Source organism: Chelativorans sp. ZYF759, from assembly GCF_012911015.1.
In the GTDB taxonomy this organism is placed as follows: Bacteria; Pseudomonadota; Alphaproteobacteria; order Rhizobiales; family Rhizobiaceae; genus ZYF759.
Genome location: NZ_WVVV01000002.1, coordinates 77838 through 95422, shown reverse-complemented (window position 1 = coordinate 95422; position 17585 = coordinate 77838). Strand labels below are relative to the sequence as shown.

17 protein-coding genes and 2 riboswitches are annotated in these 17585 nt (G+C 66.3%); of the genes, 5 read left to right on the top strand and 12 right to left on the bottom strand.

The genetic code is table 11. The features are described 5' to 3' along the window. Positions 1-12: 12 nt before the first annotated feature. The 6 genes from GRZ55_RS04340 to cobD all read right to left on the bottom strand — a co-directional run bounded on the left by GRZ55_RS04340 (position 13) and on the right by cobD (position 6121). Positions 13-1452, bottom strand: coding sequence for a pyruvate dehydrogenase complex E1 component subunit beta (locus GRZ55_RS04340; protein WP_169285680.1), 1440 nt, complete (start codon positions 1450-1452; stop codon positions 13-15). Between the two features lie 15 nt (positions 1453-1467). Next, positions 1468-2511 carry a pyruvate dehydrogenase (acetyl-transferring) E1 component subunit alpha gene (gene pdhA, locus GRZ55_RS04335; RefSeq protein ID WP_169285679.1) on the bottom strand — a complete coding sequence of 348 codons (1044 nt, stop codon included), beginning with the start codon at positions 2509-2511 and terminating at the stop codon, positions 1468-1470. A gap of 177 nt (positions 2512-2688) precedes the next feature. Beyond that, a complete protein-coding gene (locus tag GRZ55_RS04330; RefSeq protein ID WP_169285678.1) occupies positions 2689-3009 on the bottom strand; it encodes a septum formation initiator family protein in 321 nt (106 codons plus the stop codon). A gap of 61 nt (positions 3010-3070) precedes the next feature. Then, positions 3071-4357, bottom strand: a complete 1287-nt coding sequence (gene eno, locus GRZ55_RS04325) for a phosphopyruvate hydratase (RefSeq protein ID WP_169285677.1) — start codon at positions 4355-4357, stop codon at positions 3071-3073. Positions 4358-4553: 196 nt separating this feature from the next. Next, positions 4554-5090, bottom strand: a complete 537-nt coding sequence (locus GRZ55_RS04320) for a tyrosine phosphatase family protein (protein ID WP_169285676.1) — start codon at positions 5088-5090, stop codon at positions 4554-4556. Next, positions 5087-6121 carry a threonine-phosphate decarboxylase CobD gene (gene cobD / locus GRZ55_RS04315; RefSeq protein WP_169285675.1) on the bottom strand — a complete coding sequence of 345 codons (1035 nt, stop codon included), beginning with the start codon at positions 6119-6121 and terminating at the stop codon, positions 5087-5089. Before cobD ends, GRZ55_RS04320 begins: the two co-directional genes overlap by 4 nt. Here cobD and cbiB point away from each other — a divergent pair. After that, the gene (cbiB, locus tag GRZ55_RS04310) at positions 6120-7094 is read left to right on the top strand and encodes an adenosylcobinamide-phosphate synthase CbiB (RefSeq protein ID WP_169285674.1); all 975 of its coding nucleotides are present in this window, start codon (positions 6120-6122) and stop codon (positions 7092-7094) included. The two genes, cobD and cbiB, sit on opposite strands and share 2 nt — an antisense overlap. On the opposite strand, the gene GRZ55_RS04305 is transcribed toward cbiB, so the two are convergent. From GRZ55_RS04305 to GRZ55_RS04280, 6 genes are all read right to left on the bottom strand, one after another. Next, entirely contained in the window at positions 7075-8535 is a 1461-nt protein-coding gene (locus GRZ55_RS04305) for a cobyric acid synthase (RefSeq protein WP_246734514.1), read from the bottom strand. The genes cbiB and GRZ55_RS04305 overlap by 20 nt on opposite strands. Before the next feature lie 25 nt (positions 8536-8560). After that, positions 8561-8785 carry an NINE protein gene (locus GRZ55_RS04300; protein WP_169285673.1) on the bottom strand — a complete coding sequence of 75 codons (225 nt, stop codon included), beginning with the start codon at positions 8783-8785 and terminating at the stop codon, positions 8561-8563. A 69-nt stretch (positions 8786-8854) separates the two neighbouring features. Continuing rightward, positions 8855-9469: a cob(I)yrinic acid a,c-diamide adenosyltransferase gene (gene cobO, locus GRZ55_RS04295; RefSeq protein WP_169285672.1), complete on the bottom strand. Its 615-nt coding sequence runs from the start codon at positions 9467-9469 to the stop codon at positions 8855-8857. After that, entirely contained in the window at positions 9469-9984 is a 516-nt protein-coding gene (cobU, locus tag GRZ55_RS04290) for a bifunctional adenosylcobinamide kinase/adenosylcobinamide-phosphate guanylyltransferase (protein WP_169285671.1), read from the bottom strand. Before cobU ends, cobO begins: the two co-directional genes overlap by 1 nt. After that, positions 9977-10756 carry a CbtA family protein gene (locus tag GRZ55_RS04285; RefSeq protein ID WP_169285670.1) on the bottom strand — a complete coding sequence of 260 codons (780 nt, stop codon included), beginning with the start codon at positions 10754-10756 and terminating at the stop codon, positions 9977-9979. Before GRZ55_RS04285 ends, cobU begins: the two co-directional genes overlap by 8 nt. 22 nt (positions 10757-10778) lie before the next feature. Further along, complete coding sequence (locus GRZ55_RS04280) at positions 10779-10958, bottom strand: CbtB domain-containing protein (RefSeq protein WP_169285669.1); 180 nt, start codon at positions 10956-10958, stop codon at positions 10779-10781. A 36-nt stretch (positions 10959-10994) separates the two neighbouring features. After that, positions 10995-11190, bottom strand: a riboswitch (cobalamin riboswitch). Between the two features lie 61 nt (positions 11191-11251). Beyond that, positions 11252-11454: riboswitch (cobalamin riboswitch) on the top strand. Positions 11455-11573: 119 nt separating this feature from the next. Here GRZ55_RS04280 and GRZ55_RS04275 point away from each other — a divergent pair. The 4 genes from GRZ55_RS04275 to cobG are packed head-to-tail and all read left to right on the top strand — an operon-like array spanning position 11574 to position 17575. Next, the gene (locus tag GRZ55_RS04275; RefSeq protein ID WP_169286003.1) at positions 11574-11927 is read left to right on the top strand and encodes a DUF1636 family protein; all 354 of its coding nucleotides are present in this window, start codon (positions 11574-11576) and stop codon (positions 11925-11927) included. Then, the gene (gene cobW, locus GRZ55_RS04270) at positions 11924-12961 is read left to right on the top strand and encodes a cobalamin biosynthesis protein CobW (RefSeq protein WP_169285668.1); all 1038 of its coding nucleotides are present in this window, start codon (positions 11924-11926) and stop codon (positions 12959-12961) included. Before GRZ55_RS04275 ends, cobW begins: the two co-directional genes overlap by 4 nt. A 4-nt stretch (positions 12962-12965) precedes the next feature. Next, positions 12966-16310, top strand: a complete 3345-nt coding sequence (gene cobN, locus GRZ55_RS04265) for a cobaltochelatase subunit CobN (RefSeq protein ID WP_169285667.1) — start codon at positions 12966-12968, stop codon at positions 16308-16310. Beyond that, on the top strand, positions 16307-17575 hold the full coding sequence (cobG, locus tag GRZ55_RS04260; RefSeq protein ID WP_169285666.1) for a precorrin-3B synthase: 1269 nt from the start codon (positions 16307-16309) through the stop codon (positions 17573-17575). Before cobN ends, cobG begins: the two co-directional genes overlap by 4 nt. Positions 17576-17585: the final 10 nt, after the last annotated feature.

The window sequence follows — 17585 nt, the reverse complement described above, 5'->3', positions numbered from 1 at the left end:
CTCAGCCCTCCCTCAATCCCTGTAAGTGACGGCTTTCACCGCCTCGACGACCTCGTCCACGTTCGGCAGGGCCAGCTTTTCGAGATTGGCCGCGTAGGGCATCGGCACGTCCTTGCCGGTGATCGTGATGACCGGCGCGTCGAGATGGTCGAAGGCGCGCTGCATGACCTGGCTGGCGATATGCGCGCCGACCGAGGATTGCGGGAAGCCTTCCTCGACAGTGACCAACCGGTTGGTCTTCTTCACCGACTCGATGACGGTATCCAGGTCCATCGGACGGATGGTCCTGAGATCGACGATCTCGACGTCGAGGCCCATTTCGCGCAGCTTCTCCTCGGCCTTGACCGCATAGGTCATGCCGATGCCGAAGGAGACGATGGTGGCATCCTTGCCCGTCTTGTGAATGCGCGCCTTGCCGATCGGGAGCAAGAAATCGTCCATCTTCGGCACGTCGAAGGTCTGGCCGTAGAGGATCTCGTTTTCCAGGAAGATGACCGGGTTGGGGTCGCGGATGGCTGCCTTGAGCAGGCCCTTCGCATCGGCGGCCGTGTAGGGCATGACGACTTTCAGGCCCGGAATATGGCCGTACCAGGCGGCATAACATTGCGAGTGCTGGGCACCGACGCGAGCCGCGGCACCGTTCGGTCCGCGGAAGACGATCGGCGCGCCCATCTGGCCGCCGGCCATGTAGAGCGTCTTGGCGGCGGAATTCACGATCTGGTCGATTGCCTGCATGGCGAAGTTGAAGGTCATGAATTCGACGATCGGCTTCAGGCCGGCAAAAGCGGCGCCGACGCCGACGCCGGTGAAGCCGTGCTCGGTGATCGGCGTGTCGACGACCCGCTTGGCGCCGAATTCCTGCAGCAGTCCCTGCGTGATCTTGTAGGCGCCCTGATATTCGGCCACCTCCTCGCCCATGACGAAGACGTCGCCATCGCGGCGCATCTCCTCGGCCATGGCATCGCGAAGTGCCTCGCGCACGGTGGTGGGCACCATCTCGGTGCCTTCCGGGATATCGGGATCGGAGGCCACGTCCGCCTTGGGCACGGCCGGCGCCCTGGCTGCATCCTTGTCGGCGCTGGGCTCGTCCTCGGCCTGGCGCGCCTTGCCGCCGGCGGCGTCCTTGGCCTGCTCGGGCTCATCCGACGATGGCTGGCCGGCCTCGGACTTGCCTGATGCCGACTGCTTGTCCATGTCGGCCTCGCTCTCGCCCTCCTGCAGGAGCAGCGCGATGGGCGTGTTGACCTTGACCGCCTCGGTGCCCTCGGCAACGAGTATCTTGCCGATGGTTCCCTCGTCGACGGCTTCGACTTCCATCGTGGCCTTGTCGGTCTCGATCTCGGCAATCACGTCGCCGGGGGCGACGGCGTCACCTTCCTTTTTCAGCCATTTGGCCAGATTGCCCTCTTCCATGGTCGGCGAGAGCGCGGGCATGAGAATTTCGATCGGCATGAAGCGCCCTCCCCCTTAAAGCAGAATGTCGGTGTAGAGCTCCGACGGATCGGGCTCGGGATCGGCCTGGGCGAAATCGGCCGAATCGGCGACGATCTCGCGCACCTCCTTGTCGATTGCCTTCAATTCGTCCTCGCTGGCCCATTTGGCCTCCAGAAGGCGCGCCTTGACCTGCTCGATGGGGTCCTGCTCGGAGCGCATCTTCTGGACTTCTTCCTTGGTGCGGTATTTCGCGGGGTCCGACATGGAATGGCCGCGATAGCGGTAGGTCTGCATCTCGAGGATGATCGGCCCCTTGCCCGAACGGCACCATTCGACCGCCATGTCGCCGGCAGCCTTCACCGCGCGCACGTCCATGCCGTCCACCTGGATGCCGGGAATCTTGAAGGAGGCGCCGCGATGCGAAAAATCGGTCTCGGCCGAGGAACGCTGAACGGAGGTGCCCATCGCGTAGCGGTTGTTCTCGATGATGTAGACGACCGGCAGCTTCCACAAGGCTGCCATGTTGAAGCTCTCGTAGACCTGGCCCTGATTGGCCGCGCCGTCGCCGAAATAGGTGAGCGAGACATTGTCGTTGTCGCGGTAGCGGTTGGCAAAGGCGAGCCCCGTGCCGAGCGGCACCTGGGCGCCGACGATGCCGTGGCCGCCGTAAAAATTCTTCTCCTTGGAGAACATGTGCATCGAGCCGCCCTTGCCCCTGGAGTAGCCGCTGCGGCGCCCCGTGAGCTCAGCCATGACGCCGCGCGGGCTCATGCCGGTTGCCAGCATGTGACCGTGATCGCGATAGGCGGTGATGACCTGGTCGCCTTCCTTCAGCGACATCTGCATGCCTACGACAACCGCTTCCTGGCCGATATAGAGGTGGCAGAAGCCGCCGATGAACCCCATGCCATAGAGCTGGCCGGCCTTCTCCTCGAAGCGGCGGATCAGCAACATGTCGCGATAGGCCTGGAGTTCGTCTTCCTTGGAAAATTCGACCGGCGCCGGTGTCTTGACCTGGCTGTCGGCCTTGCCCTGCGGCTTTGCCCGACCGGTGCCCTTCTTCGCGGCTGTCGCCATGCGGTGTTTCTCCCTGTGATGTCTCTTCGCGGACATGCGCGTGGCCGAGGCCGCGCCCGTTGGAAGAAAAGCTAGCATGGAGCCGAGCGCTTAGCCATGCGCAAAAGCGCATGGCTTCCATGCAGCTAAGCCACTAAATCGGTTGAGGAAAAGAGTGATTAACTGGATTTCAGTTAATCAGTTGAGCTGGTTGCGCATGATGATGACGTCGTCGGGATGGCCCATGTTGAGGGCGCGACGGACATGCTCGTCCAGCATGTCGCGCTCCATCGTTCCGTCATGCAGCAGCCGCACGCGGCGTTCCAGTTCCACCCGCCGCTTCTCGACCGAGGCGAGGTCGCGCTTCAGATGCACGATGCGATCCTCGAGCCGGTACTTGGAATAGATGCCGTAGTCGCCGTGATAGGCGTGAAAACCGAAATAGGTGAGGAAGCACACGGCCAAGACCGGCACGATGAGAGCGCCGGTCCTTCTGTTCTTGTGATGGCGGGTCCACATGGGCGGGGAATCCGGATACGCGTTACTCCCGCCTTTCTGCCACGCCATGCTTAATGGCGCGTTACCGGACCGATCGATCCCTGAGGATCGATCGACCAGCATAGGCTGCCTGGCGACCCAATTCCTCCTCGATGCGAAGCAGCTGATTGTACTTGGCCAGCCGGTCGGAGCGCGCGAGCGAGCCGGTCTTGATCTGCCCGCAATTGGTGGCGACGGCGAGGTCGGCAATGGTGGAGTCCTCGGTCTCGCCAGAGCGATGCGACATCACCGCCGTGTAGGCGGCGCGATGCGCCGTCTCGACCGCATCCAGCGTCTCGGTCAGCGTGCCGATCTGGTTCACCTTGACGAGGATGGAATTGGCGACGCCCATGCGGATGCCGTCGCGCAGGCGCGCCGAATTGGTGACGAACAGGTCGTCCCCGACGAGTTGGACCTTGTCGCCGGCGAGTTCGGTGAGTTCCTTCCAGCCGTCCCAGTCATCCTCGGACATGCCGTCCTCAATGGAGATGATGGGGTAGTCGGCCGCCAGCCTGGCGAGATATTCGGCCTGCTCCCTGGGATTGCGGGTCTTGTTCTCGCCTTCGTAGACGTAATTGCCGCCCTTGAAGAACTCAGTCGCCGCACAGTCCAGTGCGATGGCGATCTCCTCGCCCGGCTTGTAGCCGGCCTTCTCGATGGAGCTCATGACAAAATCCAGCGCGGCCTCCGCGCTCTTGATGTTGGGGGCGAAACCACCCTCGTCGCCGACATTCGTATTGTGGCCGGCGTCCTTGAGGCCCTTCTTGAGCGTGTGGAAGATTTCGGCTCCCCAGCGCAGGCCCTCGCGAAAACTCTCGGCGCCGATCGGCATGATCATGAATTCCTGGAAGTCGATCGGGTTGTCCGCATGGGCGCCGCCATTGAGGATGTTCATCATCGGCACCGGCAGCACATGCGCACTTGCGCCGCCCACATAGCGGTAGAGCGGCAGGTCGGCCGCTTCGGCGGCGGCCTTGGCGATCGCGAGCGACACGCCGAGAATCGCGTTGGCGCCCAGCCGGCTCTTGTTGGGCGTCCCGTCCAGCTCGATCATGGTGCGGTCGATGTGAATCTGGTCCTCGGCTTCCATGCCGCCGATGGCCTCGAAGATCTCGCCATTGACGGCATCGACGGCCTGTTCGACGCCCTTGCCCAGGTATCGCTCACCGCCGTCGCGCAGTTCGACCGCCTCATGGGCGCCCGTGGAGGCCCCGGAAGGCACCATGGCGCGGCCCATCGAGCCATCCTCCAAAACCACGTCGACTTCGACTGTGGGATTGCCGCGGCTGTCCAGAACCTCGCGGCCGATGATGTCGACGATTGCGGTCATGTCGGTCGTTTCCCTTGCGTGAAATGAAGCTGCGGCCCTCTTAGCGAAAGCCATGCCGGCAGGCAATGTCGACAGGGCTGTCTGTCGGGCCAGTTGCCCTGCGCTCAGCCATCGCGAAGGGGCGGATGGACCGCACCAGGACCAAGGGCCGGGCGATCAAAGAGGAATAATATTCCTCTTGATATTCAATAACTTATCACGCGTCAGAAAATCCATTCTCCGGCGACGCCGCGAGATTCAGTACGAACGGCTCGCCTTCGAATGCCTCCGCTCCCCTGCCGATGCCGCGAATGGCCGCGGTCATGCGGCCGCGACGACCGAGAATATCGTCGGCCAGAGAGACCAGCCGGATGTTGGGCGTGGCCGAGGGCGACAGGCCGCGCAGGGTGGCGGCGAGTTCCTCCTCGTCGCGCGAGGGCCCAAGGGCGCAGGCGATGATGTAGGCGGCCGCCGTCGACCGCGAGATGCCCGCATAGCAGTTGATGGCAAGCGGACGCTTACGGTCCCATGCCTCGGCAAAAGCCAGCAGCGCCTCGACGTGATGGGAAGCCGGGGCAGTCATACCGTCGCGTTCCTCCACGATGTCGTGCATGGAAAGCAGCAGGAAGTTCGGCGCCTCGATGATCTCGGGGCGGACGAAGTCGCTGCCTTCGCGCAAAAGCGTGATCAGCCTTTCCGCCCGACAGGCGGCAAGTGTGTCCTCCAGGCGGGAGCGCGGGGAAACATGGATCATGGCGTGGCCTCCTTCCACTCATCGAGTGCTCTCGCGAGACGGCTCCAGTCGGGTTCGGCGCCCGGCAGACCGATACGTAGGGCACGCGGCCTGCCGGCAAAGTCGCGCAGCGCTATGCCACGATGGCCGCAATGATCGAAGAAATGCGGCGCGTCGTCGAATTCCACATACCGGTAGAGGCTCGTGCCGCCCTGAACCTTAATGTCGGCATGCGCCAGCAAGGCGTCGAGTCGGGCGGCATGGGCTTCAAGCAGCGCCACCATCGCGTCGCGCCAGGCGGTATCGCCCAGCGCGGCGATGCCGATCTCCAGCGCCGGGCCCGAGACCGACCACGGACCGAACAGGCCCGCGAGCCGTGAAGCAATTTCGGGATTCAATACGGCAAAACCGAGCCGCAGGCCGGCGAGACCGAAGAACTTCCCGAACGAGCGCAGGACGACGATGTTTTCCTGGCCGACATCGCCACACAGGCTTTCGGAAACAGTCCCGACATCCATGAAGGCCTCGTCGACCACAAGCAGCCCGCCCCTCGCCCTCATTTCGGCAGCCAACTGCAGGAGCCTGTCGCGAGAGGAAAGACGCCCGTCGGGATTGTTGGGGTTCACGACGATGGCGAGATCGGCACCGAACAGGGAGTCGAAGGTGGATACCTCCTCGACCGCATGCCCGGCAAGGGCTGCGGCACGGGCATGCTCGGCATAGGTAGGTCCCAGCACCCGGGCGTGGCCGGGCGCGACGAGACCGGCCACCAAGGGCAGGAGGATCTGCGTGCCCGGTGCCGCCACGACATGGTCGGCCGATGGCGCGCCGTAAGCCGCGGCCGCGGTTTCCTCCAGCTGGCGCTGGCGCCCCTGCTCGGGCAACCGCGTCCAGGCGGTGGCGGGCAGGAGCGAAAACCTGTAGGCATGCGGGTTGATCCCGGTCGACAGGTCGAGGAGGGGTTCGGGTGCGCCGGGAAAGCGCAGCCGCGCCCTCTCGATGCTGCCGCCATGGTCTTCAACCGCCGCCCTCCACGCCCCGGCTTCAGCCATGTCCGTTCTTCTCACCTTCTGCGCCCTGATCTTCGAGCGTTTCGTCGGCTATCCGCAGCGTCTGGTGGACGCGATCGGTCATCCGGTCATGTGGATCGGCGCGCTGATAGCGCGTCTCGACCGGGAGTGGAACAAGGAGACCGATCCGCCCGACCTGCGACGCCGGCGCGGGTTCGAGGCGCTTCTGGTCATCGTGCTGGCCGCCGTCGTGCCGGCCCTCATACTTCACTGGGCGCTCGGCTGGCACCTGATCGGCCTGCTCCTGCTGGCGGTGCTGGCTTCCAGCCTGATCGCGCAAAAAAGCCTGGAGGCCCATGTGGCCGCGGTGGCCGCTGCGCTGGAAACCGACGGGCTCGACGGCGGGCGCAAGGCGGTGTCGATGATCGTCGGCCGCGATCCCGAGACGCTGGACGAGGCCGGCGTGTCGCGCGCGGCGATCGAAAGCCTGGCGGAGAACTTCTCCGACGGCGTGGTGGCGCCCGCCTTCTGGATGGTCGCGGCCGGCCTTCCAGGGGCCGCCGCCTACAAGGCGATCAACACGGCCGACAGCATGATCGGGCACAGGACGCCGCGCCACGCCCGTTTCGGCTTTGCGGCCGCACGTCTCGACGACCTGGTCAATCTGCCGGCTTCCCGGCTGACCGGGCTCCTGCTGGTCGTGGCGGCGATCCTGATGCCGGGCGCCAATCCGGCAGCTGGGTGGGCCGCCATCTGGCGCGACGCGCACCGCCACCGCTCGCCCAATGCCGGCTGGCCGGAGGCCGCCATGGCCGGCGCGCTCGGGCTGGCACTGGCCGGTCCGCGCGTCTATGGCGGTGACGTGGTGGACGACGCGCTGATGGGCGAAGGCGGCAGGCGTGAGGCGACGGCGGCCGACATCCGGCGCGCGCTGCGGCTGTTCCGGATCGCCGACTGGCTGCTGATCGCGCTGATCGGTGGCCTGGCGCTCTACGTCATCTCGCATTGGCGATAATCCCGTCGACGTCGAGATGCGCCTCGACATGGGTCGCAAGCCCGTCCAGCGCGGCCTCCACGCCCGCCTCATAGGCCAGATCGGATGATGGCGCGCCAAGCCGCTTCAGCCACGCATTGCGCTGTGCGTCATCGGCGAGAAGGCCGTGGACATAGGTCCCCGTGACGCGTCCCGACAATGAGACGGCGCCGTCCGGCCTGCCGTCAGACAGATGCGCGAAGGGACGCCCGCAATCTTCGCCCGTCGTGCGACCCATATGCATTTCGTAGCCGGCAAAGGGGGCGCCGTCGGTGCTTGTCCCCTTGACCGAGACGAGGCTCTTTTCGCCCGTCAGCACCGTCTCGACGTCGAGATGGCCGAGCCCCGCGACCGTGCCTGCCGGCCCCTCCACGCCTTGAGGATCGGCAATCGACCGGCCGAGCATCTGGTAACCGCCGCACAGGCCCAGCACCTGCCCGCCGCGCCGGATGTGGGCGGCCAGATCGATATCGAAGCCGGCGGCCCGAAAGGCTTCCAGATCGGCGATCGTGGCCTTGGAGCCGACAAGGAGCACGAGATCGGCGTCGCCCGGCAGCGCCCCGCCCGGCCGGACCTTGACCAGTTCGACCTCCGGTTCCGCTTCGAGCGGGTCGAGATCGTCGAAATTGGAGATGTGGGGCAGGATCGGCACGACGATCTTCACCCTCGCCCCTTTCCGTCCCGCGCCATTGCCATAACTCAGCGCCAGCGCGTCTTCCGCCGGCAGCTTTGCGGCGTCCGTGAAGAAAGGCAGCAGGCCGAAGGCGTGCCAGCCGGTCTGCCGCGCGATTTCCGTCATGCCATCGGCAAACAGAGCCGGGTCGCCGCGGAACCGGTTGACGATGAAGCCCACGATGCGCGCGGCGTCGGCTTGTGAAACCACCTGTTTGGTGCCGACGAGGCTGGCGATCACCCCGCCCCGGTCGATGTCGCCGATCAGCACGACGGGAATGTCGGCGGCCTCGGCGAATCCCATATTCGCGATGTCATTGACCCGCAGATTGGTTTCCGACGCGCTGCCCGCGCCTTCGACGAGAACGATATCGGCGGATGCCTTCATGCGCGCGAAACTGTCCATCACGGCTGGCATCAGTTGCGGCTTGATGCCCTGGTACTCGGCCGCCTTCGCCGTTGCCCAGACCCTGCCCTGCACGACGATCTGCGCGCCGACCTCGCTCTGCGGCTTGAGCAATACCGGATTCATGTGGACGGTGAGCGGGACCTTCGCCGCCCGTGCCTGAAGCGCCTGGGCGCGGCCGATCTCGCCGCCATCTTCCGTGACGGCGGCGTTGTTCGACATGTTCTGGGGCTTGAAGGGCGCGACACTCATGCCGCGATTGGCGAGCGCGCGGGCCAGGCCTGCCACCACCAGGGACTTGCCGACATCGGAGCCGGTGCCCTGGAACATGATGGCGCGGCTCATGGGCAGGCCCCGGCCGCGGGATCAATCAGCCGCGGCGCGATTCCAGATTGTCGACGCGATGTTCCAGATTGGCCTCGCGGACCATGGAGGGCACCAGGAAGATGTCGATAATCTGCCCGATGCCGAGCAGGCCGAGCGTCAGCAGCCACAGGAGGCCGGTCTTGAAGCGGCCCGTGTAGAAGCGGTGCAGTCCGCAGAAGCCGACGAGCCCGAGCAACAGCAAGAGATAGGCAACGGGGGTTGATTTCATCAAAGAGGTTCCAACAAGCTTGATATTCAGAGGCCAGAGATAGGGCGGCGCTCCGACCATTGCGAGCCATCAGAACTCGATCCCCTGCTGCGCCTTCACGCCGGCTTTGAAATGATGCTTGGTCGCACCCATCTCGGTGACCAGATCGGCGGCCTCCATGAGTTCCGGCTTGGCGTTGCGTCCGGTGACGACGACGTGGAGATCGGGCCGACGCGCCTGCAACTGGGCCACGACCTCCGCCAGCGGCAGGTATTCGTAGCGCAGCGCGATGTTGAGTTCGTCTAGGATGATCAGCGCGATCGTCTCGTCGGCCATCAGGTCACGCACCTTGGCCCAGGCGGCTTCGGCGGCCGCGATGTCGCGGGCCAGATCCTGCGTCTCCCAGGTGAAGCCCTCGCCCATGGTGTGCCAGGTGACCAGATCGCCGAAATGCTCCAGCGCATCCTTCTCGCCGGTGTGCCAGGCGCCCTTCACGAACTGCACGACACCGACCCGCCGCCCATGGCCGAGCATCCGGAGCGCCAGGCCGAAGGCGGCGGTCGACTTGCCCTTGCCCGGACCGGTGTTGACGATCAAAAGGCCCTTCTCGATCTTCTTTTCCGCAACTTCCGCATCCTGGACCGCCTTGCGCTTGGCCATCTTGGCGCGGTGGCGCGCGGCTTGCGTCTCGTCGATTTCGGTCATCACTTCACCTTCATGGGAATGCCAGCGACCATCAGCAGCACGTCGTGGGCTCGGGCCGCGACCATCTGATTGAGACGCCCCTGAGCGTCCCTGAAACGGCGCCCGAGTGCATTGTCGGGCACGATGCCCTGCCCCACCTCGTTGGAGACCACGAACCAAGGCCCGCGCGGTCGCGCCAACAGGTCCACCAGCCGCGCGCTTTCGGCCTCGACATCGTTTTCCGCCAGCATGTGGTTGGACAGCCAGAGCGTCAGGCAGTCGATCAGGACCGGGACGCCCGGATCGATCTGGTCGAGCGCATCGGCCAATTGCAAGGGCGCGTTGATCGTCCTCCAGCCCTCCCCGCGGCGCGCCTGATGGGCCGCGATGCGCGCGCGCATCTCCTCGTCCCAGGCCTCGGCGGTGGCGAGATAGAGCCAAGGCGCAGGAAGGGCCGTCACCAGCCCTTCCGCGTGACTGCTCTTGCCGGAGCGGGCGCCGCCCAGAACCAGCGTCAGGCGCGAGGTCTCAGGCAAGGCTGCCCTGCTCCGCACCTGCAACGGGGTCGGCGAAGCGACCCCGCAAGACGCCCACCATGGCGCCCAGGACCACCCAGAACACAAGGCTCGTCAGCGTGGCAGCCGTCACGAACTGGCTGTGCAATTCAACCGGCACGGACGATTCGTGGCTTACGGGCTGCGGGGCGCCGACGACATGGGGCGCGACGATCAGCGCCACGCCCAAGATCGCCAGAACCGCATTGCGTCCGAATGCGATCAGCGCCAGACCGCCTGCCGTGGCCGCAACCGTCGCCACCCACCAGATCTGTCGGGGCAAGAGATCGGCCGCCGGCATGCCCGGCAGTTCGGGCGGCAGTCCAAGACCCGGCGCAAGGGTGAACACGGCAAAACCGGCAAAGCCCCAATAGATACCCTGTCGCCAGGACTGGATGCCGCCGGCCAGTTCGGCGGCAACCACCAGCATCAGGCCGAACCCGACCGCGGTGACGACATTGGCCAGAACGGTCAGGCTTTCGCGCTCGAAGCCGTCTTCCGGCACCCAGCCCGAATGGCTGTGGCCGTGGTCATCCTCATGGGCGTGGGCGTCGTCGGAGGCGTGGGCGTGACCATGATCGTGGTCTTGGACAGAAGGCGCGGCGGCCGGCGCTGGCGCGACCTCCATTCCCTCAAATTCCTCGGCCGCGACGATCAGCGGCGTGGTGGCGAAAAACTGCATAGCGCTCATGGCAAGTCCGGCCACAAGCCCGGCCAGCGCCGCGACGAACACGACGTTTCGAAAGATGGTCATTGGAAAGCTCCGCTCGCGCGCGTCAGTGGCAGGGAAAGCCCATGGAATGGCGGTAGTCGTGCGCGGCGTTGTGCACAGCGTCGATGTGAGCAAAGCCCGAAAAACCGACGATGAAGATGCCGAGCATGCCAGCGAAGGCGAGCTGCAAAATGCGCGACTGCGATGAAGCAGATGCCGATAGCGTTCTGGAAGCGGTGTTCATGTGAATATCCTTTCGCCCTCCACCCGAGGGCCGTTTGTCCCCAGTCTTCGTGCCGGCAGGTCTCCTGGCTCGCGGTTCAGCGCTTCCGCCCCGCCTTCCCGGAATCGAAATTCCAGTGGCATCTGGGGCAAGCTCGCCGCTTACAGTTGCGGGGGCAGCCGCGGCATTGGATCAGAAATCCTCACCGCGTTCCCTCTGGTCCCTTTCGGGAACCGACACGAGCGGGAGGGTAAAGCAATTCGGCGCGCTCGGGAACCCGTCTTGCGTCGCGTTGACACGGTCGGCAGGCGCGGCCTAAATGCGGTGATGACGGTCCCCGTCCTCCAAAGGTCGGGGCTAAGAGGGAATACGGTGCGGGCTTGCCCAATTCCGTAGCTGTCCCCGCAACTGTGAGCGGCGAGCTTTCGGCCGACAGCCACTGGGTTTTCACCCGGGAAGGCGGCCCGAAAGCTGAGACCCGCGAGCCAGGAGACCTGCCGTCACGAGTGCAATCCTGAAACGCCTGGCGGGTGACCCGGGCAAGGAGAACGCGAATTGACCTTCAATACCGACCCGGCCGATTCGGCCGTGCCCGACGAGACGCCGGTGCCTGCGCCGGCTGACATCGTCACTGTCATGGTGTGCTCGTCATGCCGCGCGGAAGATGGCTCCGACACCCGCCCGCGGCCCGGCGAAAGGCTGGGCGAGGCCGTGCGCGCCGCCAATGATGATCGCTCCATCCGCGTCGAGAGCGTGGAATGCCTCGGCAATTGCAAGCGCCGGCTTTCGGCCGCGCTGGTGAAGGATGGCGGCTGGTCCTACGTCTTCGGTGACCTGACGCTCGAGAATGCCGGCGACCTCATCGAGGGCGCGCGCCTCTTCCAGACATCCGACAATGGCCTCATTCCCTGGCGCGGCCGGCCCGACTGCCTCAAGCGCGGCCTCATTTCGCGCATTCCCCCTCTTTCCATGCTCAAGGAGCAGAAATGACCGCTTCGCTTTCCCGCGTGCCCTGCACCGTCGTCACCGGCTTTCTCGGCTCGGGCAAGACGACGCTGATCCGCCACGTGCTCGAAAACGCAAATGGCAAGCGCCTGGCGCTGATCGTCAACGAGTTCGGCGATGTCGGCGTGGACGGCGATATCCTCAAGGGCTGCGGCATCGAGGCCTGCCCGGAAGAGAATGTGGTGGAACTCGCCAATGGCTGCATCTGCTGTACCGTGGCCGATGATTTCGCGCCGGCGCTCGACCTCATCCTGTCGCGCGAGCCGAAGGTCGACCACATCCTGATCGAGACCTCGGGCCTGGCATTGCCCAAGCCGCTGATCCAGGCCTTCAACTGGCCGAACATCAAGAGCCGGGTGACCGTGGACGGGGTTGTTGCCGTGGTCGATGGCGTCGCGCTTGCCGAGGGTCGCGTCGCCCATGACATGGAGGCACTTGCCGCCCAGCGCGAAGCCGACGATTCGCTCGACCACGACGATCCCGTGGAGGAGGTGTTCGACGACCAGATCGCCTGCGCCGACCTGATCGTGCTGTCGAAGACGGATCTGATCGATGAAGATGCGCGCAAAAGGGCCGAGGCGCGTGTCGCCGGCCATCTCGCCCGCGCCGTCAAGATCGTGCCGGCGGCCAACGGCCAGGTCGATGCCTCGGTGCTGCTCGGCATGGGTCTGGCGGTCGAAGACGACATCGAGAACCGCAAGACCGGCCATGACGGCGCCTTCGACCACGAACACGACGATTTCGACACCTTCGTCATCGAACTGCCGGCGGTCGCCGATCCGGAAGAACTGGCGCGCAAGGTGTCGGCTGCGGCCGAAGCCGAAAACGCCCTGCGTGTGAAGGGTTTTGCCGAGGTCGTGGGCAAGCCGATGCGCCTCCTCGTCCAGGCGGTCGGCCCGCGCGTGGCGCATTATTACGACCGCGCCTGGGAGGCCGGCGAGCAGCGCGGCACGCGGCTGGTGGTTATCGGATTGAAGGGCCTCGACCGCGCAGCGATCGAGAAGGCGCTGGCGGCCTGATACGATGCACTTGCTCGCCACCTCCACGGCCACGCTGGACGACCTGATCGAGCCCATCGATCTGGCCCAGCAACCGGCCGAGATGGTGGTGCTGTCCTTTTCCGACAGCGACCTGTCGGCGGTGGCTGCCGCATGGCGGGCGAAAGCGGATGACATGCCGACGCTGCGCCTTGCCGCTCTGCGCGACCTGCGCCATCCCATGTCGGTCGATCTGTGGCTCGACACGGTGGCGGCGCAGGCCAGGATCGTGCTGGTGCGGGTTCTCGGCGGCTATGAATGGTGGCGATACGGCTGCGACCGGCTGTCGGAACTGGCGCGCAAGAAGGGCATCCATCTGGCGCTCCTGCCCGGCGAATGCCGCGAGCATGACGAGCGGCTGTCCGCGCTTTCGACGCTGGCGCAGGACGAGCTTTCCCACCTGCTTGAATGTTTCCGCGAGGGCGGGCCGGACAACATGGAAGTGCTGCTTGCCCGCATGGCCAGGCTTGCCGGAAAGGCAATCGAGGCGCCGCAGGCAAGACAGGTGCCCAAGGCCGGTTTCTGGCTGCCTGACCGCGGCATGTGCGACCTCGATGCGGTGCTGGCGGCACGGCCAGTGGGTGCCCCTTGCGTGCCGATCCTCTTCTACCGCTCCATGCTGCTGGCGGCCGACATCGCGCCGATCGAGGCGCTATGCGCGCAACTCGGCGCGCGGGGCATCTTCGCGGCGCCGCTCTTCGTATCCAGCCTGAAGGATGGAGCGGTCGCCCGCTTCATCGAGGATGGCTGCGCGCGCCTGGCGCCTTCGTTGATGATCTCCACCACGGCCTTTGCCAGCGGCGCGGAGGCCGGTGCCGAGACTCTGTTTGACCGCATCGGCGTGCCGGTCTTCCAGGCCGTCGTCGCCACGACGCGCCGCGAAGCCTGGGAGAGCGGCGAGCGCGGGCTGGCGCCGGCCGACCTCGCCATGCATGTCGTGCTGCCCGAACTCGACGGACGCATTCTTGCCGGCGCGATCTCCTTCAAGGATGTGACCGAGATCGGCGACGGGCTGGACTTTCGCGGTCAGGTCAACCGGCCGGAACCGGATCGGGTCGCCGCCGTCGCCGAGCGCGTGGCCAAGCTCGTCCGGCTGCAGTGGACTCCGCCTGCCGAGCGCAAGGTCACGATCCTCATCCCCGACTATCCGGCCGCGACGGGCCGCACCGGTTATGCCGTGGGTCTCGACGTGCCGCAGAGCGTTCTGGAAATGCTGCACGATCTCAAGAATGCCGGCTATCATGTTGACGCCATTCCGGAAAACGCGCGCGACCTGTTGCGGCTGATCGACCGGTCCGATGAAGGGATCGCGGTCGAGGATTATGTGCAGGGTTTCGAAGACCTGCCGGCGGAAGCGCAGCGGAAGGTGGTCGAGACGTGGGGCGCCCGACCTCACGAGGGAGGGGGTAGGCTGCGCTTCCGCGCCGCCCGCTTCGGCAACATCACGGTCGCACTGGCCCCCGATCGCGGGCGCTCGGAGGATCGACGCTCCGATTATCACGACCCCACCCTCGCGCCGCGTCACGAGCTGATCGACTTCGGCATCTGGCTGCGCCAGACCCTCGGCTGCCATGCGCTGATCCATGTCGGTGCGCACGGCACGCTGGAATGGCTGCCGGGCAAGACGGTGGCGCTGTCGCAAGACTGCTTTCCGGAGATCGTGACCGGCGGCCTTCCGGTTATCTATCCGTTCATCGTCTCCAATCCGGGCGAAGCCGCGCAGGCCAAGCGCCGCATCGCGGCGATCACCATCGGCCATCTGCCGCCGCCACTGACGGGTGCAGGGCTCTCCGACTACCAGCAGAGGCTGGAACGGCTGGTCGACGAATATGCCCAGGCCGATGGGCTCGACCGGCGGCGGCGCGACCGGCTTGGGCAACTGATTGTCGAGACGGCGCGGAAAACCGGCTTGGCGACGGAAGCAGGCATCGGGGAGGCAGACGCGCCGGGCGAAGCGCTGATGCGCATCGATGCCTGGCTCTGCGATCTCAAGGATTTCGCGATCAAGGACGGGCTGCACATCTATGGCCGGGCCGAGGAAGATGCCGAGCCCATCCGGCTCGAGAGTGCCGAACGCGAACGCTCCGCCCTGCTCGCCGCGCTCGATGGCCGCCATATTCCGCCCGGCCCTGCCGGTGCACCGGCGCGTGGCCGCACCGACGTGCTGCCCACCGGCCGCAACCTCTTTGCCGCCGACCCGCGCACGATGCCGACGCCGACGGCCTTCGAACTCGGCAAGGCGGGCGCCGAGGAGGTGCTGCGCAGCTATCTGCAGGAGCATGGCGACTGGCCGACATCGCTGGTCTTCGATCTGTGGGGCAGCCAGTCGCTGCGCACAGGCGGCGAGGAGATCGCCCAGGGGCTGGCGCTGATGGGCTGCCGCCCGCAATGGGACCACGCGACGGGCCGCGTGACCGGCATCGAGGTGCTGCCGCCGGCGGTTCTCGGGCGCCCGCGCATCGATGTCACCTGGCGCATCTCGGGACTCTTCCGCGACATGTTTCCGACCCAGATCGCGCTGATGGATGCGGCTGTCGCGGCCGTCGCCGCGCGGAACGAGGACAGGTCGGAAAACCCGCTGGCCGCTTCCATGCGCGAGGAGGGCAAGGCCCCTGCCCGCATCTTCGGCTCGCGGCCTGGCACCTATGGCGCCGGCATCGAGGAAAAGCTCGCCTCGGGAAGCTGGGAGGGGCGCGAGGAATTGGGTCATGCCTATCTGGCGGCCACGTCGCATTCCTATGGCGGGGCGGACGGCGATTCGCGCGCGGCCCATGGCGCCTTCGCCGAGCGGGTCGGCGGCGCCGATCTGCTGGTTCATACGGGCGACGATCCCGGCCGCGACATTCTCGAAGGCTCGGCCGATGTCGCCTTCATCGGCGGTTTCGCGGCCGCAGTTGCTGCACTCGGCGGCAAGGCCGATCTGGTGGCGCTCGACACCACGGACCCGCAAAAGCCGCGCGCGCGCTCGGTCGGCGAGGCCGTGACCCGCACCGTACGTGCCCGCGCGATCAACCCGCGCTTCATCGAGGGACAGCTTCGGCACGGGCCCCGCGGTGCGGCGGAATTTGCCGAGACGGTCGACAGGCTGGTCGGCTTTGCCGAGACCACGCAGGCCATCCCGGGCGAACTTCTGGAGGCTGTGCACGACGCATACCTGGGCGACGAGCGGGTTCGCGACTTCATCCTCGACCAGAACCCGGCAGCCGCACGCTCGATCGCCGAGCGGTTCCTGTCGGCGCGCCGGCGCGGGCTTTGGCATCCGCTGCGCAATTCCATCGATGCCGATCTGATGGCCCTCATCGAGGAAGCCCAGGCGCTGGAGGCGGCATGAGCACGCCGCGCGGCGCCTGCCCTACCCTCCACGAACCGATGCTGACCGGCGACGGTCTGCTGGTGCGGCTTTCGCCGGCCGGCACCGGCTGGCGGCCGGCGGAACTTTCGGTGCTGGCAGAAGCGGCCGCACGTTTCGGCAGCGGCATGCTGGAGGTGACCAGCCGCGGCAATCTGCAGATCCGGGGGCTGACTTCAGACAGCGCGGCGGAACTTGCCGTCGATGTCGAGGCGGCTTCCATCCCACTTCGCACCGGCCTTGCCATCGATACCGGGCCGCTCGCCGGGATCGACGCCGACGAGATCGCCGATCCGCTGCCCCTGGCCCGCGACCTCAAGCAGGCGGTCGAGGCGGCAGGACTGTTCGCGCGACTTGCACCGAAGACATCGATCGTCATCGATGGCGGCGGCGCGTTGTCCATGGACGACATCATCGCCGATGTGCGGCTGACCGCAGACTCTGAGCGGCGTGGCGACTGGCATGTCGCGGTGGGCGGCACCGCGCGCACGGCCCGGCCGCTGGAGTCCGTCGCCGAAGCGGACGCCGTTTCGACTGTCCTCGCCCTCCTCGAAGCGATCGCGGCAAATGGAAAATACGCCAGGGGGCGCGATCTGAGGGATGCCGATCTGGTCGGTTTCGTACCGAAGACCCCGTTCGTTGCCACTGCCCGGGCCAGCACGCCCGTCGGCCGTTTCCCCCTCAATGACGCCAGGCTCGCCACTTCCTTCGCCCTGCCCTTCGGCCAAGTGGATGCCGACACGCTCGCCGCCTTCTGCGCGGCCGTGGCGGAGTCCGGCGCGGCGGAAATCCGCCTTGCGCCGGGGCGAGGCCTGATCGTGCCCGGCCTCGACATGGCAGCCTGCTCGGCACTGGAATCGAAGGCCGCCGCACTCGGTTTCATCACCGATTCCGATGACCCACGCCTTGTGATCGCGGCTTGCGCGGGAGCGCCGTTCTGCGCGTCGGCCCATTTCGCCACCCGCGCTCTGGGGGCGGAAATCGCCCGCGCCGCGCCGGAACTGCTTGCCGGCCGCACGCTCCACATTTCGGGCTGCGCGAAACGCTGCGCGGAACCCCCTGCCCCCGACCTCACGATCCTGGGCGCCGATGGCGGTTGCCTCGTCCTGCCGGGCGACGGACGCACGGCGCGGCCCACGAACCCCGTCGCACCCGAAGAGGCGCTTGCCGCTGTGAGGCGATTGGCCGATACGGAACTGGCCCATGAAGAACCGGCTGCGCGGAACCCGCAGCCGGCCGAGATTTGAACCGGAACAT

Excerpts from the sequence above, each read along its gene's own strand:
- GRZ55_RS04285 (WP_169285670.1), bottom strand. The coding sequence starts at position 10,756 with ATGACCATCTTTCGAAACGTCGTGTTCGTCGCGGCGCTGGCCGGGCTT.
- pdhA (WP_169285679.1), bottom strand. The coding sequence starts at position 2,511 with ATGGCGACAGCCGCGAAGAAGGGCACCGGTCGGGCAAAGCCGCAGGGC.
- GRZ55_RS04340 (WP_169285680.1), bottom strand. The coding sequence starts at position 1,452 with ATGCCGATCGAAATTCTCATGCCCGCGCTCTCGCCGACCATGGAAGAG.
- cobO (WP_169285672.1), bottom strand. The coding sequence starts at position 9,469 with ATGACCGAAATCGACGAGACGCAAGCCGCGCGCCACCGCGCCAAGATG.
- cobN (WP_169285667.1), top strand. The coding sequence starts at position 12,966 with ATGCACTTGCTCGCCACCTCCACGGCCACGCTGGACGACCTGATCGAG.
- cobG (WP_169285666.1), top strand. The coding sequence starts at position 16,307 with ATGAGCACGCCGCGCGGCGCCTGCCCTACCCTCCACGAACCGATGCTG.
- GRZ55_RS04280 (WP_169285669.1), bottom strand. The coding sequence starts at position 10,958 with ATGAACACCGCTTCCAGAACGCTATCGGCATCTGCTTCATCGCAGTCG.
- GRZ55_RS04275 (WP_169286003.1), top strand. The coding sequence starts at position 11,574 with ATGGTGTGCTCGTCATGCCGCGCGGAAGATGGCTCCGACACCCGCCCG.
- GRZ55_RS04320 (WP_169285676.1), bottom strand. The coding sequence starts at position 5,090 with ATGATCCATGTTTCCCCGCGCTCCCGCCTGGAGGACACACTTGCCGCC.
- GRZ55_RS04305 (WP_246734514.1), bottom strand. The coding sequence starts at position 8,535 with ATGAGCCGCGCCATCATGTTCCAGGGCACCGGCTCCGATGTCGGCAAG.
- cbiB (WP_169285674.1), top strand. The coding sequence starts at position 6,120 with ATGTCCGTTCTTCTCACCTTCTGCGCCCTGATCTTCGAGCGTTTCGTC.
- GRZ55_RS04330 (WP_169285678.1), bottom strand. The coding sequence starts at position 3,009 with ATGTGGACCCGCCATCACAAGAACAGAAGGACCGGCGCTCTCATCGTG.
- GRZ55_RS04300 (WP_169285673.1), bottom strand. The coding sequence starts at position 8,785 with ATGAAATCAACCCCCGTTGCCTATCTCTTGCTGTTGCTCGGGCTCGTC.
- cobD (WP_169285675.1), bottom strand. The coding sequence starts at position 6,121 with ATGGCTGAAGCCGGGGCGTGGAGGGCGGCGGTTGAAGACCATGGCGGC.
- cobW (WP_169285668.1), top strand. The coding sequence starts at position 11,924 with ATGACCGCTTCGCTTTCCCGCGTGCCCTGCACCGTCGTCACCGGCTTT.
- eno (WP_169285677.1), bottom strand. The coding sequence starts at position 4,357 with ATGACCGCAATCGTCGACATCATCGGCCGCGAGGTTCTGGACAGCCGC.